The sequence below is a fragment of the Pseudomonas fjordensis genome (genome assembly GCF_976987115.1).
Window position 1 is genome coordinate 326,989 of the sequence record NZ_OZ336860.1, and the last position, 16,436, is coordinate 343,424.

Here is a 16,436-nt window from a genome sequence, read left to right on the forward strand (position 1 = left end):
GTGGGTTGACGATGTCATTCGTCGTCTGAGCTCTGGCTGGCACTGTCGGCGAAGTTCAGGCCGTGTTTTCGCAGTTTGTCATGCAAGGTTTTGCGCGGCACGCCCAAGGCTTCGGCGAGGCTGCGCACGGAGCTGTGGGGGCGGGTCAGTTCGGCGGCGATCAGGCTTTTTTCGAACTGTTCGACTTGCTCGCTCAGGCCTCCTGGCGTGGAGGTCAGCACGCCGGCGGCGGGATGGTCCTGGGTGTTGTCCAGGGCCAGCTCCAGGCCGAGGGCGAAACGCTCCGCGGCGTTTTGCAGTTCCCGCACATTGCCCGGCCAGCTGTGGCGCAGCAATAGCGCGCGCTGGCCCGGTTGCAGTTCGTGCAAGGGCAGGCCGTGACGGCTGCTGGCCTCGTCGGCGAAATGCTGGAACAGCATCAGCGCATCTTCACCCCGTTCACGTAGCGGCGGGATGCGCAGCGGCGCCACATTGAGGCGGTAATACAAGTCGGCACGGAAGCGGCCCTGGTCGGCGGCCTGGCGCAGGTCTTCCTTGGTGGCGGCGATAATGCGGATATCCAGCGGGATCAGCTGATTGCCACCCAGGCGTTCCACTACGCGCTCCTGTAAAAGGCGCAGCAACTTGACCTGTACATCCAGGCTCATGCTTTCAATTTCATCCAAAAACAGCGTGCCGCCATTGGCAAACTCGAACTTGCCGATGCGGCGCTTTTGCGCGCCGGTAAACGCGCCGGGTTCATGGCCGAACAGTTCGCTTTCCACCACCGATTCCGCCAGGGCCCCGGCGTTGATCGCGACAAACGGGCCGCTGCGTCGGCTTGAGAGGTCGTGCAGGGCGCGGGCGACGACCTCCTTGCCTGCCCCGGTTTCGCCGAGGATCAGCACATCGGCCTTGGTCGCGGCCAGTGCACCAATTTGCTCGCGCAGGCGCAACATCTGTGGCGAGTGCCCTACCAGGCGCGTGCTCAGTTGCTGGCGATCGCTGAGGGCCAGGCGCAGGCTGCGGTTGTCCAGCACCAGCCGGCGCAGGGCCAGGGCACGGCGCACGCTGTCGAGCAGCGCGTCACTGGCAAAGGGTTTTTCCAGAAAGTCATAGGCGCCGGCACGCATGGCCTGCACCGCCAGCGGTACATCGCCGTGGCCGGTGATCAGCAGCACCGGCAGGTCGGGGTCCTGGCCGTGCAATTCGGCCAACAGTTCCAGGCCGTCCATGCCGGGCATGCGGATGTCGCTGACCACCACGCCTGGCCAGTCGCGGGACAGGCGTGCGGTGAGCCCGGTGGCTTCGCCCAGGGGCAGGACTTTCAGGCCGGCCAGGTCCAGGGTCTGGCACAGGGCCTGACGCAGGTGTGGATCGTCGTCGATCAATACCACCTGAATCGAGTTGTCGATACTCATACACTGCGGTCCTCGGACGGTTGCAGACTGACGCCCGGCGAGCCGGCACGCAATTTCAAGGTTAACAGCGCGCCGCCCTCCTTGTGGTTGGCGAACAACAGTTCGCCGCCAAAGGCGCGCATCAGGGTGTCGCAGATCGCCAGCCCTAGCCCCAGGCCTTGGGTGCGCGTCTTGGTGGTGTAGAACGGCTCACTGGCGCGGCCCAGGGCTTCCATGCAAAAGCCCGGGCCGTTGTCGCGAATATACAAGTTGACGCCTTGGGGCGTGGTTTCGGCACTCAGCCAGAGTTTACGTGGCGGGCCTTTTTCGGTGAGAGCATCCAGGGCATTGGCCAGCAAGTTACCCAGCACTTGGCGCAGGCGGGTTTCACCGGCCTGCACCCACAGGGTCGCCTCGGGCAGGTCGCGGATCAACTCCACCTCCATCGAACGCCGACGCTTGGCCAGCAATGCCAGGGCGTCGTCGAGCGCCGGTTGCAAAGCCACGCTCTCCGGCGCGTGACGGTCACGGCGGGCGAAGGCGCGCAAGTGGGCGATGATCGAGGCCATGCGCCCGGTCAATTCGCTGATCAGCTTGAGGTTGCCACGGGCATCATTGGTGCGCTCATGGTCGAGCAAAATCTCGGCGTTTTCGGCATAGCTGCGAATCGCCGCCAGTGGCTGATTGAGTTCATGGCTGATACTCGCCGACATGGTGCCCAGCGCCGAGAGTTTACCGGCCTGGACCAAGTCGTCCTGGGCGCGCACCAGTTCTTGCTGGGCGTGCTCGCGCTCCAGCACTTCCTGTTTCAGGCGCCGGTTCAGGCCCTCCAGGTCGCTGGTACGCTCGGCCACGCGCATCTCCAACTCGCGGCGGGCCTTGGCTTCGAAGGCGATGCGTTCCAGGTAGTGCCGGCGGCGCTGCATCAGCAACCCCAGCAACAGCATCAGCACCAACAATGTGGCGCCGCCTACCGCGACGACCGTGCGCACCGGACGGTTGATCAGCGAGCGCGGCGCGAGGATTTCCACGTTCCAGCCGGTCTCGGCGATGGCCGTGGATTGGCGCAGCCAGGCGCTGCTACTGAGGCTCAGCGGCTGCGGGTCGCGGGTGGGGTAGGGCTGGATGGCAACGATGGCCTCGCGCTCTTCGGCGGTTAGTGGCCGAGTGGCGCGGAATCGCCATTGCGGGCGTGAGGTGAGGATCACCACGCCGTTATGGTCGGTGACCAACAGTTGTTCCGGGGTATTGCCCCACAGGCTTTCGGTGTGGTCCAGATCGACCTTCACCACCAGCACGCCGATGATGGTGTCGCCGTCACGTACCGCGGCAGCGAAGAAGTAGCCGCGCTTGGCCGAGGTGGTACCCAGGCCGAAGAAACGCCCTAGGCGCCCGGCCATGGCCTCGCTGAAATACGGACGGAAGGAGAAGTTGCGCCCGACAAAGCTGTCTTGTTTGTCCCAGTTGGACGCGGCGAGGGTCTTGCCGGTGGTGTCCATCAAATACATCACCTCTACCCCGGCCTGGGCGGCGACGTCCTTGAGCAACTGGTTGGCACTGACCAGGTGGGTGCTGACGTGGGGCGCGTCCAATGCGGTGCGCAGGGCCGGCAAGTCACCGAGGATTTGCGGCAGTATTTCGTAGCGATGCAGGGTGCCCAACAAGTTGGCGACGTAGAGGTCGAGGGTCTGGCGGTTTTGCCCGGCCAGCTCGCTGCGGTAATAGCGCTCGGCCAAATGCTCCAGCGGCCACAACAGCGGCGCCAGGCACAAAGCCAGCAGGGCGAGGCTGCGCCAGCGGGGTCTTCGCGGAAGGGGTGGGGTCATGGACGTCGCGCCTGTGGGTACAGGCGCATTATGCCTAGTGCTGCTGTGCAAGACACTCGTGCAATGCGTCTTGCCACTGTGGCTGGCTGACGTGCCATTGTTGTTGCAGGCGCGTGCAGTCCAGGCGCGAGTTCAGCGGGCGCTTGGCGGGGGTCGGGTAAGCGCTGGAAGGGATCGGCTCCAGCTCGGCACAGGCCTTGCCCTCGGCGCGCAGTTGCTCGCCAATGGCTTCGGCAAAACCGAACCAGGAGGTTTCACCCTGGGCAGTGAGGTGGTAAACACCCCAATCCCCAGCCTTACCGGCCTGCCACTGCTCGATCAGCACGCGAGTGCTGTTGGCGATGGTACCGGCCCAGGTCGGCGCACCGATCTGGTCGGCCACGATGCGCATCTGTGGTTTTTCCTGCAGCAGGCGTTGCATGGTCAGCAGGAAATTCTTGCCATGGCTCGAATAGACCCAGCTGGTGCGCAAGATCAGGTACTGGCCACCTACAGCCGCAATCGCCTGCTCACCCGCCAGCTTGCTCTGACCGTAGACTCCCAATGGGTTGGGCGTGTCGTCTTCGGTGTAGGCAGCAGGTTTGCTGCCGTCGAACACGTAGTCGGTCGAGTAATGGATCAGCGGGATACCCAGCGCCTTGGCTTCCTCGGCGAGGATGCCGGGAGCGATGGCATTGATGGCAAACGCAGCGTCCGGTTCGCTCTCGGCCATATCGACGGCGGTGTGGGCCGCCGCGTTGATGATCAGGCCAGGGCGATGGGCGCGCACTTGCTGGCGGATGAGGTCTGCGTCTGCCAGGTCAAGTTGCTTGCTGCCCAGGACGATAAGTTCGCCCAGGCCCTGGAGCCGCTGCTGCAGCTCCTGGGAGACTTGGCCGTGTTGGCCGGTGATGAGGATTTTCAGAGGCGCCATCACAGGAATAGATCCGCGTCTTTCAGGGTTTTACCGCTCTGGTCCTTGGCGGACAGCGTCGGGGTGCCATTGAGCTGCCAGTCGATGTTGAGATCCGGGTCATCCCAACGGATACAACGCTCCGCAGACGGCGTGTAGTAATCCGTGGTCTTGTAAAGGAATTCGGCGTAGTCGCTCAGCACGACGAATCCATGGGCAAAGCCTGGTGGAATCCATAACTGGCGGTTATTTTCTGCCGATAGGCGTACGCTGGCCCACTTGCCAAAATGCGGCGAGCTGCGGCGGATATCCACCGCCACGTCCAATACTTCGCCGGCAGTCACACGCACGAGTTTTCCCTGAGCGTGTTCTACCTGGTAGTGAAGACCTCTCAGCACGCCTTTTTGCGAGCGCGAGTGATTATCCTGCACAAACTGCAGTTGTAACCCGCTGGCTTTTTCAAACGCGCGGGCATTGAAGCTCTCATAAAAAAAACCGCGCTCATCGCCAAAAACCTTCGGCTCGATGATCAATACACCGGGCAGCTCAGTGGCAATCACGTTCATTTAGTGTTTCCAGCGAGCATATACAGGTACTGACCATAGCCGGTCTTGCCAAAGTACTTGGCACGCTCCAGCAGATAATCACGATTGATCCAGCCATTTTCGTAGGCTATCTCTTCCAGGCAGGCCACTTTCAAGCCCTGGCGGTGCTCGATGGTCTGAACGTAAGTCGAGGCTTCCAACAGGCTGTCGTGGGTGCCAGTGTCGAGCCAGGCGAAACCACGGCCGAAGCGTTCAACGTGAAGATCGCCACGCTGAAGGTAGGCATTGTTGATGTCGGTGATCTCCAGCTCGCCGCGTGGCGAAGGCTTGACCGCTTTGGCGATCTTGATCACGTCGTTGTCGTAGAAGTACAGGCCGGTCACCGCGTAGTGGGACTTGGGTTTAGCCGGTTTTTCTTCGATGGACAGGGCGCGGCCTTCGCTATCGAAGTCAATCACACCGAAACGCTCAGGGTCTTTGACCCAGTAGCCGAACACCGTGGCGCCCGAAGGACGTTCGGCGGCGGTGCGCAGTTGATCGCCAAAATGCTGGCCGTGGAAGATGTTGTCCCCCAGGATCAAGCACACAGGGTCATCGCCAATGAACTCTTCGCCGATGATAAATGCCTGGGCCAGGCCGTCCGGCGAAGGCTGCTCCGCGTAGGTGAAGCGCACGCCGAACTGGCTGCCATCGCCCAGCAGGTTCTGGTATTGCGGCAAGTCCACTGGCGTGGAGATCACCAGAATGTCCTTGATCCCCGCCAGCATCAGTACCGAGATCGGGTAGTAGATCATCGGCTTGTCATACACCGGCAACAACTGTTTGGACACGCCCAGGGTAATGGGGTGCAAACGCGTGCCGGAACCGCCGGCCAATACAATTCCCTTCATCATGCGATCAAATCCTTCACGTCAGTATTGCCCAGTCGTTCACCTTGATAACTGCCGTCCTGGACCCTGCGGCACCATTCCAGGTTATCGAGGTACCACTGCACGGTTTTGCGCAGGCCGGTCTCGAAGGTTTCTTCCGGGACCCAGCCCAGTTCGCGTTCGATTTTGCTGGCGTCGATGGCGTAGCGTTGGTCATGGCCTGGGCGATCCTTGACGAAGGTGATCAGGTCAGTGAATTTCTCCACGCCGGCTGGGCGTTGTGGCGCCAATTCTTCCAACAGGGCGCAGATGCCACGTACCACGTCGATGTTCTTCTGCTCGTTGTGGCCGCCGATGTTGTAGGTTTCGCCCACAACCCCAGTCGTGACCACTGTGAGCAGCGCACGGGCGTGATCCTCAACGAACAGCCAGTCACGCACCTGCAGACCATCGCCATATACCGGCAGTGGCTTGCCCGCCAGGGCGTTGAGAATCACCAGCGGGATCAATTTTTCGGGGAAGTGGAACGGCCCGTAGTTGTTCGAGCAGTTGGTCAGCAGCACAGGCAGGCCATAGGTGCGCTGCCAGGCGCGTACCAGATGGTCGGACGCGGCCTTGCTCGCGGAATACGGCGAGCTCGGTGCGTAAGGCGTGGTCTCGGTGAAGAGGTCGTCCACGCCGTGCAGGTCGCCATACACCTCGTCAGTGGAGATGTGGTGGAAACGGAATGCGCTTTTTGCCGGCTCTGCCAGCTTCTGCCAATAGGCGCGCGTGGCTTCCAGCAGGCTGTAGGTGCCCACGATGTTGGTCTGGATAAAATCCGACGGACCGTCAATGGAACGGTCCACATGGGACTCGGCCGCCAAATGCATGATCGCATCGGGTTCGAAGCGTGCGAGCACGGCGCTGACGGTGGCCTGGTCGATGATATCGGCCTGGACAAACTCATAGCGGCTGTTGGACGCGATGCTGGCCAGCGACTCGAGGTTGCCGGCGTAAGTCAGCTTGTCCAGGTTGAGCACTTCATGCTCAGTGTGTTGAATCAAGTGCCGGATCAGGGCCGAGCCAATAAATCCGGCACCGCCGGTGATGAGAATACGCATGTCGAGGGCCTTTTCCTTAGACGGACACTGGGCGAAAGTAGCATAGCTTGAGTTGTGAATCGGGCCGGCGCAAGTGCCGTGAGCAGAAGGGGTTGATTAACGCCACAGAACAATGGCGATATAGACGCCTGAAAAATCAAAGGTCGTCACAATGTCGTTAGCCACGTTGACCCACCGTGCCAGCTTGCCTTGCCCACAAGTCACCCCCGAGCAGGCAGCACACCTGCTCGATCGACACTATGGATTGGCGGGCAAATTACGCTCATTGGGCAGTCAACAAGACCTCAACTACAGAATTGACAGCACGCGGGGCCGTTTCGTTCTGAAGATCTGCCGGGGTGACTACGCCGCGGTTGAACTCCAGGCCCAGCATACGGCCCTCAACAACCTGGGTACGCATGCCGGCTTGCGCGTGCCCAAGGTCATCCAGACCGTGAAAGGCGAGGAGTTGCTGACGGTCAACGTCGATGGCCAAACCCTGCACCTGCGGCTGTTGGACTACATCGACGGCCAGCCCCTGACGCATTTGCCCCACCTGAGCCGTGCCGTGATCGAAGGCTTTGGTGAGTTGTGCGGGCAAATGAGCCACGCGCTGGCAGGTTTCGAACACCCTGGCCTGGAGCGCACCCTGCAATGGGACCCGCGCCACGCCCAGGCATTGATCATCCACCTGCTGGCGACCTTGCCCGATCTGCCGCACCGTGCCGCATTGGAGCAGGTGGCCAGGCAGGTCGAGGCGCATGTCCAGCCGTTGGCGGCACGCCTGCCGTGGCAAGCGGTGCACATGGACATCACCGATGACAACGTGGTGTGGCAGCGTGATACCCAGCGGCACTGGCGTATTCAAGGCGTGATCGATTTTGGTGATCTGGCGCGCACCTGGCGAATTACCGACCTGTCTGTGACCTGCGCGTCGCTGTTGCACCATGCCGACGGTGATCCGTTTGCCCTGTTGCCGGCGATCCAGGCCTGTCACGCGGTCACGCCGTTGCAGCGCGAAGAGTTAGAAGTGCTGTGGCCGTTGATCGTCGGCCGCGCGGCGGTGTTGGTGCTCAGCAGTGAGCAGCAGCAACGCCTGGACCCGGATAACGCTTATCTGAAGAAAAACGCCGAACACGAGTGGGAAATTTTCGATATCGCCACGTCGGTGTCCTTTGAACTCATGCAAGCGGCGATTCTCAGCAGCGTCGGCGAGACACTACCGCCCGTCGCCACCCAAGACTTCGCGCCTTTATTGCCAGGCTTGGTGGGGCGCGAGTTCGCCCTGATCGACCTGGGCGTACTCAGCCCGCATTTCGAGGCTGGCAATTGGGAGACTCCCGGCATAGATCGGCGCTTGCTGGATGAAGCAGCGACGGTGCATGGGCTGGCGGCCAGTCGTTATGGACAATACCGCTTGTCGCGCACCCGTCCCGACAGTGCGCTAGAGCCCGAGACCTTCCCCCTGCATGTCGAACTGCATCTGCCCCACGGCACGGTTTTGGAGGCGCCCTTTGCGGGAACGCTGCGCGAAGGCACCGACGGCTTACTGTGTTTGCATAGCAGTGGGCTGAGCCTGCGCCTGTGGGGCGTACGCACATCACTCAAGCCCGGCGCAACGCTGGTCAAAGGGCAGGTGCTGGGCGAGGTTCAGGCGCCGTTGACCGTGCAGTTATGCCGCGCCGACCTTGAGCCACCGCTGTTCTGCACACCTTCCCGGGCGTTGGCGTGGCAGGCGTTGTGCCCGTCGCCCGCGGCGCTGTTGGGCCTGGCCTGTGATGCGGAGCCGGAACTGGACCCAGAGGCCCTGCTGGCCCGGCGGGATGCCAGCTTTGCCCGCTCCCAGAAGCACTACTACGCCGACCCACCGCGTATCGAGCGTGGCTGGCGTAACCACCTGATCGATATGCAGGGCCGATCCTACCTGGACATGCTCAACAACGTGGCCGTGCTGGGCCATGGCCACCCGCGCATGGCTGAAGTGGCAGCGCGGCAGTGGTCGTTGCTCAACACCAACTCGCGGTTTCACTATGCGGCAATTGCCGAGTTCTCCGAGCGCTTGCTGGCGTTGGCGCCGGAGGGCATGGACCGGGTGTTCCTGGTCAACAGCGGCACCGAGGCCAATGACCTGGCGATTCGCCTGGCCTGGGCCTACAGCGGCGGGCGCGACATGCTCAGCGTGCTGGAGGCCTATCACGGCTGGTCGGTGGCGGCGGATGCCGTGTCCACGTCGATTGCCGATAACCCCCAGGCCTTGAGCAGCCGCCCGGATTGGGTGCACCCGGTGACCGCGCCCAATACTTACCGTGGTGAGTTCCGTGGGCCGGACAGCGCGCCGGACTATGTACGAAGCGTGGAGCATAACCTGGCGAAAATCGCCGCGAGCCGGCGTCAATTGGCCGGGTTCATCTGTGAGCCGGTGTACGGCAATGCCGGCGGCATCTCCCTGCCAGCGGGTTACCTAAAACAGGTGTATGGCTTGGTCCGTGCCCAGGGTGGCGTGTGCATCGCCGACGAGGTGCAGGTGGGTTACGGCCGCATGGGGCATTTCTTCTGGGGGTTTGAACAGCAGGGAGTGGTGCCCGACATCATCACCATGGCCAAAGGCATGGGCAACGGCCAGCCGTTGGGCGCAGTGATCACCCGCCGAGAAATTGCCGAGGCGCTGGAGGCCGAGGGTTACTTCTTCTCGTCATCGGGAGGCAGCCCGGTCAGCTGCCGGATCGGGATGGCAGTGCTGGACGTGATGGCGGAGGAAAAGCTCTGGGAAAACGCCCAAGTGGTAGGCGGGCATTTCAAGGCACGACTGGAGGAATTGATCGACCGCCATCCACTCGTCGGTGCTGTACACGGTTCGGGATTCTATCTGGGCCTTGAACTGGTGCGTGATCGCCATACCCTCGAACCTGCGACGGCGGAAACCGCCTTGTTGTGTGATCGCCTGCGTGAGTTGGGGATTTTCATGCAGCCTACCGGGGATTACCTGAATATCCTCAAGATCAAGCCGCCGATGGTCACTTCCCGGCGCAGCGTGGATTTCTTTGTGGACATGCTGTCGAAAGTGCTGGATGAGCAACTGTGATTTATCGATGGTTATCGGCTATTTTTCGCAAATCCGAGTACCTATCATTTTTTTAGGCTATTAAAGCCGATTTTTATCCATTATAAAGTTGCCCTTCACCCCATTCGGAGCCCTGATCGCCATGACCACCCTGCACAGTACACCTCGCGCCGATGGCTTTCACATGCCTGCCGAATGGGCGCCCCAGACCCAGACCTGGATGATCTGGCCCGAGCGCCCAGACAACTGGCGCCTGGGCGGCAAGCCTGCGCAGGCGGCCCATGTGGCGGTGGCCATGGCCATCGCGCGTTTTGAGCCGGTGACTGTCGCGGTTTCCGCCGGCCAGTATGAAAACGCCCGTGCCCGCCTGGATGTACCCAATATCCGCCTGGTGGAAATGTCCAATGACGACGCCTGGGTTCGCGACACCGGCCCGACTTTCGTGATCAACGGCAGTGGTGAAGTACGGGGTGTGAACTGGGACTTCAACGCCTGGGGTGGTTTTGACGGCGGCTTGTATTCGCCGTGGAACCGCGATTCCCAGGTGGGAGGCAAGATCCTCGAGATGGAGCGCGCACCGCGTTACCGCACTGAAGGCTTTGTGCTTGAAGGCGGTTCGATTCATGTCGACGGCGAAGGCACCCTGATCACCACCGAAGAGTGCCTGTTGAACCGCAACCGCAACCCGCACCTTGATCGTGCGGCCATTGAGGCGGTGCTCAGCGATAACCTGGCTGTGGATAAGATCATCTGGTTGCCGGACGGCCTGTTCAACGACGAAACCGACGGCCATGTGGATAACTTCTGCTGCTACGTGCGCCCGGGCGAAGTGCTGTTGGCCTGGACCGATGACCCGCAAGACCCGAACTACCCACGCTGCCACGCAGCCTTGGACGTGCTGCAAAGCAGCACCGATGCCCAGGGCCGCTCGTTCATCGTGCATAAAATGCCGATCCCGGGTCCGCTGTATGCCACCGAAGAGGAATGCGCCGGCGTAGACCTGGTTGACGGCAGCCAGGAGCGTAATCCGACCGTGCGGTTGGCCGGTTCCTACGTCAACTTCCTGATCGTCAACGGCGGCATCATCGCGCCGAGCTTCGATGACCCGTTGGACGAACAGGCCAAGCAAATCCTGCAGAACCTCTTCCCACAACATGAAGTGGTGATGGTGCCGGGCCGCGAACTGTTACTGGGTGGGGGCAATATCCATTGCCTGACCCAACAGCAGCCAGCCCCGCAGCGAAAGTGAGTGCAGTTGTAACAGCGCCTTGATGGCGTACGAGCACTGCGCCATTGCAGTGCTCCCCGCAAGCCCGCGACCCAGCCCGGTCGCGGGCTTTTTCATGCCTGTATGCCAATGAACACGGCACATTGGCATAGCTCTTGTATCGCTGTGGTTACAGTGGCCCAAGGGGGATGACCGCGCAGTTCTGTCACAAACCTTGAGTAAGTTAGCCGCTCACGCAGTAGGAGAGAGCGCTGAAATGAATGCCGATGTCCACCTGATGAACACGCGTACGTTCCACCCTTTGCGGGTCGATGGTGATGCGATCCATGCGTTGGCCCTCTGGTTGAAGGCAAACGGCTCGCGACAGGTCAGGCAAGCGCCTGACTTGCGTAGCGTGATGAGTGAGCGCTACCCGGTGGGGTTGTTCACGGAGGATGAGGTGCAGGCGTTGTGCGAGTTGATGAGCAACTGACAGAACGCCGAAATCTAAAGGTGGCAGGCTTGCCTACGATAGCGGCGTATCAGCCGACAGAGGGGATGCTGGCCCACCGCAATCGCAGGCAAGCCAGCTCCCACACAAACCGTATTTCACATGAGCTATGTCAGAAGCTGTAGGTACCGGTGACCACCAGACTTCGCGGCTCACCCGGTTGAATCTGCGCTGCACTGGTCGCCGAGGCGTAGTAGTTTTTGTCGGCGATATTGTTCAGTGCTGCCCGCACGTCCCATTCTTTCTGACGGAACCCGGCCAGCGCGTCCCAGCGGCCATAACCCGGCAGCACCACGGTGTTGAGGTTGTCGGCATAACGATCACCCACCAGGGTCAAACCGGTTTCCGCGTACCAGCCCATCTCTGGTTTCCAGGTGATGAACAGGCTGGCGTTGCGCTTGGCCACGTCGCTGATTCGTTTGCCTTCAAAGCCATTGTTGTCCTTCTCGACCTTGGCGTCCTGCAGGCCCACGCCGCCGCGCACATACCAGTTGTCGACGATCTTGCCGGTGGCGGTCAGCTCCACGCCGCGTGAGCGTTGTTCGCCAGTAAGCAGGGTAACGGTACGGTCCAGCGGGTCGCTGGTGCGGCGGTTGTAGAGTTCCAGCTCGTACACGGCCAGGGTGGTGCTCAGGCGCTCGTCGAACCAGTCACTCTTCACGCCGATTTCCTTTTGCTTGGTCAGCTCCGGGCTCAGGTCGTTGGCGTTGCCGGTGGCGTTCGGCGTGATGCCGATCAGGCCGCCGCCGGCTGGCGAGAAGGTCTTGCTCCACGAGGCATAGAACGAGTGGTGCTCCAAGGGCGTCCACACCAGGCCGACGCGCGGGCTGGTGCTGTGGCTTTTCACATTCTGTTGGATGTCGAGCAGCTTGTTGGTGGTGTCCACTTCGAAACGGTCGTAACGCAGCCCGCCCAGCAGTTGCCACTGGTCGTTCAGGCGCAGTTGGTCCTGCACATACAGGGCGCGGCTTTCAACTTCAGTGTGGTTGTTACTCGACAGTCGCATGCTCCCGGTGTGGCTCAGGCGGCGATTGGGCTGGTTGAGGTCCAGGCTCGGCACTGTCCTGCCATCCCGAGCGGAGTACAGCTTCGGATCGCGGCGCTGGCTGCCCAGCTCAATACCAGTGAGCAGGCGGTGTTCCAGGCCAAAGGTGTCGAAACCGCCTTCCAGCTCCAGGTTGTTGAACACGTTGCGGGTGGTCAGGTCCTGCTGCCAGTGTTGGCGGGTGACGGTGTTGGTTTTCGGGTCATAGCCGGTCTGGTAGGTATTGTCGAAATCACTGTCGAGCTTGAACACGCCGAGGGTGTGGCGCAGTTGCCAGTCGGCGTTGAGCTCGTAGGCGAGTTTGGAACGCAGGGACTGGGATTTATCGTCGATGTAATCGCCGTGGTCAAAGTAAGTGGTGCTGCGGCTCACATCCGCCGGGCGCCCGTTGACGCCCGGAATGCCACGGTCTGGGGTGCGGTTGTAGCGGCTGTATTCGTATTGCACCAGCCAGTTCAGCTCTGGAGTGAGCTGCCAGCTCATCGATGGCGCGAACAACTGGCGGTTGCCGCTGACGCCATCGCGAAAGCTGTTGTTGTCCTGGTTGCCCATGTTCAGGCGCAGGCTGATGTTGTCGGTGGGGTCGGTGCTCAGGTCGGCATACAGGCTGCGCAAATCGTTGCTGCCGCCTTGGGCTTCGATACTGGACTTTTGCCCTGGGGTGGGCATTTTGCTCACCCGGTTGACGATCCCGCCCTGGCCGCCTCGCCCATAAAGCACGGCGGCCGGCCCCTTGAGCACTTCGATACGCTCGATGTTATGCAGGTCGCGCACGTACTGGCTGTCGTCGCGAATACCGTCCAGATAGAAGTCATTGCTGGCGTCGAAGCCGCGTATGCGCAGGCTGTCAAAGCGTGTATCCGCGCCGCTGCTGACGTTGGGGATACCGCTCAAGGCCTGGCCCAGGTCGTTGGTGCCATAGGAACGCAGGCTTTCGGTTTTGACTGAGTCGATCGCCTGGGGCACATAGCGAACAGCCGTCGCGGTGCGTGTGGCGGTGCTGGTCTCCTTGACCCGTGGGTCGTCTTCGTCTGCTTCCACACTGATCGAGGTTTCGGGCAAGACCGTGGCCGCACTGGCAAAACCGGCAGACAGCAGAACAGAGAGCCCAAGGGAGAGGGGCGTCAGGCGAGGGGCAGGCATGGGAGTGTATCCAAATGATGTGGCAGGAAAATTGTGCGCGAATGGTAATGCTTTGCATTTGCGCGTGTTATCTATTCCCTAACGCACGCCCTGTCGGATTTGTTACTTAATGTGTTTCGAGGGGGATTCAAGGCGCTTTTCAGGCTTTCATTCCCGCGCTTCACCTAGCCGCTTAGACGAATATCGCCTAAATACAGACGATTCACGAAATTGACACATAGTTCAACGCCCGCATAGGATTGCGCCCAACGCCTGTGGCTAACCACCATGACTAATCCAATAAAAAAAGGCCCGCGGCAATTCAGTCGTCCGCGGGCCTTCTTTTTTGCCGGCAAAGTCGACACCAGAAAAAGCAATAGGAGCCTGGTGTCACAGCGCGTACTCAACCCGTAATAAGGAATATAAGAAAATGTTGAAGCAACGGATGAGTCTGATCGCTCTGGGGATTTTGAGCGCATCGACAGCAATGGCAAACGACCAGGAGCAATCCAAGGGTTTCGTTGAAGACAGCCACCTGAACATCGCAGCACGTAACGCCTACATCAGCCGTGACTACAAAAACGGCAAGCAGGACAAAGCTGAATGGGGCCAAGGCTTCATCGGCAAGTTCGAGTCCGGCTTCACCCAAGGCACTGTAGGTGTGGGTGTGGATGTGATTGGCCAATACGCTATCCGCCTGGACGGTGGTAAAGGTCGCGCTGGCGCCGGCGGTATCGACTTCTTCAAGCAGGGCAACGGCACTCTTGATGACAACGGCAAGCCAAACCCAGGCTCGGCACCACACGACCTGGCCAAAGGCGGCGCTGCCGTGAAGTTCCGCGTTTCCAACACGGTACTCAAGTACGGTGATCAGTTCCCGGCTGTGCCTGTGCTGCAGTACGACAACTCTCGCCTGTTGTCGGAAACCTACACCGGTACTTCGATCGTTTCTAAAGAGATCGCCGGTCTGCAACTGGACGCGGGTCATTTCACCAAAGAAGCGCGCAAGAGCATGGAAGGTACCGACAGCGGCCGCCTGAAAAGCATCGACTATATCGGTGGTAGCTACAAATTCACCGAAAGCCTGTCGGCTGCCCTGTACGCCTCCGACATGCAGGACGTGTTGAAGAAGCAATACGTCAACGTCAACTACGTGCTGGCCTTGCCGCAGCAGCAGTCGCTGACATTTGACTTCAATGGCTACAAGACCAAGCTGGATCGCAGCTTCGCCTTGGAAAACCAAAAAGACGCTGACGCGCGCGACAACAAAATCTGGAGCCTGGGCGCCACGTGGGCCGTTGGCCCGCACAGCTTCACCATCGCTCACCAGCGCAGCACCGGTGACACTGGCTACCTGTACGGCGGCTACCGCAACGCCGGCGGTATCGGCGACGGCGGCAATACCATCTTGCTGGCCAACTCCTACTGGTCCGACTTCAACGGCAAGGACGAGCGCTCCTGGCAAGCAGGTTACGGCATCGACTTCGCCACCTTCGGCGTACCGGGCCTGACTTACAACATTGCCTACGTGCGCGGTACCAACATCGACGACGGCACCAACCGTGGCGATGGTACCGAGCGTGAAATCTGGAACCAGTTCAAGTACGTGGTACAGAGCGGCCCAGCCAAAGACCTGAGCCTGCGTGCTCGTGCCTCGTGGTTGCGCGTTTCCAACAACGCCAGCGAGTACAACGTAGGCGGTAACGAAATCCGTCTGTTCGCCGACTACCCGATCAACGTTTTCTAATTGATCGAGTGTCGTGCCTGATGCCAGGCCATAAAAAACCCCGACTGGTTCGGGGTTTTTTATTGCGCGCCGGCTAAGCGGGTGACTTGGAGGTGCACATACGCCACCCGCTTATTATTCGTTCAAGGCGCTGTTAAATAGCTGACTGTGCATAAAGTCTATGAAGACTCGCAGCCTCAGTGAAAGGTGTTTGCTGGAAGGCCATACAAGCCGAAAGACTCCGGTATGAACCGTATAGTCCGTCAGCACTTGCACCAATTCGCCGTTCTTGATGGATTGGGTCGTCATGAAATCAGGCAGGCAGGCAACGCCCAAACCTGAACGAGCCACATCGACAATCACTTCAGTCGTGTTGCACACCATTGTTTGAGGCAGCTCGAAATCCGGCTCTCCAGCCGCAACGCGTAAAGGCCAAGGTTCCACTTTTCCCGTCGAAGGAAACTTGTGCAGCAGACATGAATGCATGGCCAGATCCGCTGGGCGTTTGGGTACTCCATACGCTGCGAGATAGGCAGCAGACGCCACAATCTGCAACTGGAAGCCTCCCAGCCGTTTAGAGATCAGCCGCGAGTCAGTGGGCTCGCCTGTGCGTAACACGGCGTCAAAACCTTCCTCGATAACGTCGACCATGCGATCAGAAAAGTCGATGTCGAGTTCTATTTCCGGGTAGGTGCGCATGAACTGAATGATTGCTGGCATGACGAGGCCGCTGACGAGCGGCAGGCTGATTCGCAATTTGCCCCTCGGTTTTTCACGTGCGTTGCTCAGCTCCATTTCTGCAGCTTCAAGCTCTGAAAGTATTCGTCGACAGCGTTCAAGAAACAGTGAGCCTTCCAGCGTCAGGGCGATGCTTCGCGTGTTGCGCTGGAAAAGACGTACCCCGAGCCTGTCCTCCAGCCGACCAATACTTTTACCGACGCCCGACGAAGAGATGCCCAATCGTTTCCCTGCCTGGGTAAAGCTTCGAGTCTCAGCCACCAATACAAATAATGAAATGCTGCCAAGCGACTCCAACGGATGGCCCTCACTGCGGACACCAGAGTCCGATATGTTCGGATTATAGGCCTGTTTTTGTTTGGAGACGCAAGCCCTAACCTTTGGATGGGCCGATCACCGCAGACAACTGTGCGCGAAGGACCGACACCTGCGC

Annotated in this window: 12 protein-coding genes; 4 read left to right on the top strand and 8 right to left on the bottom strand. The window is 60.4% G+C overall.

Going from position 1 to position 16,436, the window contains the following annotated elements; translation table 11 throughout:
• Positions 1-14: 14 nt before the first annotated feature.
• Genes ACWHXD_RS01375 through rfbB form a run of 6 tightly spaced genes read right to left on the bottom strand, consistent with a single transcriptional unit; the run spans position 15 to position 6,614 of the window.
• Positions 15-1,400: a sigma-54-dependent transcriptional regulator gene (locus ACWHXD_RS01375; RefSeq protein ID WP_032894092.1), complete on the bottom strand. Its 1,386-nt coding sequence runs from the start codon at positions 1,398-1,400 to the stop codon at positions 15-17.
• The gene (locus tag ACWHXD_RS01380) at positions 1,397-3,205 is read right to left on the bottom strand and encodes a sensor histidine kinase (protein WP_138761752.1); all 1,809 of its coding nucleotides are present in this window, start codon (positions 3,203-3,205) and stop codon (positions 1,397-1,399) included. The genes ACWHXD_RS01375 and ACWHXD_RS01380 overlap by 4 nt, the downstream gene beginning before the upstream one ends.
• 34 nt (positions 3,206-3,239) lie before the next feature.
• Positions 3,240-4,109, bottom strand: a complete 870-nt coding sequence (gene rfbD, locus ACWHXD_RS01385) for a dTDP-4-dehydrorhamnose reductase (protein ID WP_169918275.1) — start codon at positions 4,107-4,109, stop codon at positions 3,240-3,242.
• Positions 4,110-4,117: 8 nt separating this feature from the next.
• Entirely contained in the window at positions 4,118-4,663 is a 546-nt protein-coding gene (gene rfbC / locus ACWHXD_RS01390; RefSeq protein WP_044270559.1) for a dTDP-4-dehydrorhamnose 3,5-epimerase, read from the bottom strand.
• On the bottom strand, positions 4,660-5,535 hold the full coding sequence (gene rfbA, locus ACWHXD_RS01395; protein ID WP_098949819.1) for a glucose-1-phosphate thymidylyltransferase RfbA: 876 nt from the start codon (positions 5,533-5,535) through the stop codon (positions 4,660-4,662). The genes rfbC and rfbA overlap by 4 nt, the downstream gene beginning before the upstream one ends.
• Positions 5,532-6,614: a dTDP-glucose 4,6-dehydratase gene (gene rfbB, locus ACWHXD_RS01400; RefSeq protein ID WP_069556673.1), complete on the bottom strand. Its 1,083-nt coding sequence runs from the start codon at positions 6,612-6,614 to the stop codon at positions 5,532-5,534. The genes rfbA and rfbB overlap by 4 nt, the downstream gene beginning before the upstream one ends.
• Positions 6,615-6,765: 151 nt before the next feature.
• Between rfbB and ACWHXD_RS01405 the strand changes: the two genes are divergently transcribed.
• The 3 genes from ACWHXD_RS01405 (at position 6,766) to ACWHXD_RS01415 (ending at position 11,354) form a co-directional block, all read left to right on the top strand.
• Entirely contained in the window at positions 6,766-9,675 is a 2,910-nt protein-coding gene (locus ACWHXD_RS01405) for an aminotransferase (protein ID WP_138761751.1), read from the top strand.
• A gap of 121 nt (positions 9,676-9,796) precedes the next feature.
• A complete protein-coding gene (gene aguA, locus ACWHXD_RS01410) occupies positions 9,797-10,903 on the top strand; it encodes an agmatine deiminase (protein WP_138761750.1) in 1,107 nt (368 codons plus the stop codon).
• Between the two features lie 235 nt (positions 10,904-11,138).
• Positions 11,139-11,354 carry a hypothetical protein gene (locus ACWHXD_RS01415; protein ID WP_044270565.1) on the top strand — a complete coding sequence of 72 codons (216 nt, stop codon included), beginning with the start codon at positions 11,139-11,141 and terminating at the stop codon, positions 11,352-11,354.
• Positions 11,355-11,484: 130 nt separating this feature from the next.
• Here the strand turns inward: ACWHXD_RS01415 and ACWHXD_RS01420 are convergent, their stop codons facing one another.
• Positions 11,485-13,560: a TonB-dependent receptor gene (locus ACWHXD_RS01420; RefSeq protein WP_138761749.1), complete on the bottom strand. Its 2,076-nt coding sequence runs from the start codon at positions 13,558-13,560 to the stop codon at positions 11,485-11,487.
• A 409-nt stretch (positions 13,561-13,969) separates the two neighbouring features.
• Here ACWHXD_RS01420 and ACWHXD_RS01425 point away from each other — a divergent pair, with 409 nt between their 5' ends.
• A complete protein-coding gene (locus tag ACWHXD_RS01425) occupies positions 13,970-15,286 on the top strand; it encodes an OprD family porin (protein ID WP_014716498.1) in 1,317 nt (438 codons plus the stop codon).
• A 114-nt stretch (positions 15,287-15,400) separates the two neighbouring features.
• On the opposite strand, the gene ACWHXD_RS01430 is transcribed toward ACWHXD_RS01425, so the two are convergent.
• A complete protein-coding gene (locus ACWHXD_RS01430) occupies positions 15,401-16,300 on the bottom strand; it encodes a LysR family transcriptional regulator (protein ID WP_003187729.1) in 900 nt (299 codons plus the stop codon).
• Positions 16,301-16,436: the final 136 nt, after the last annotated feature.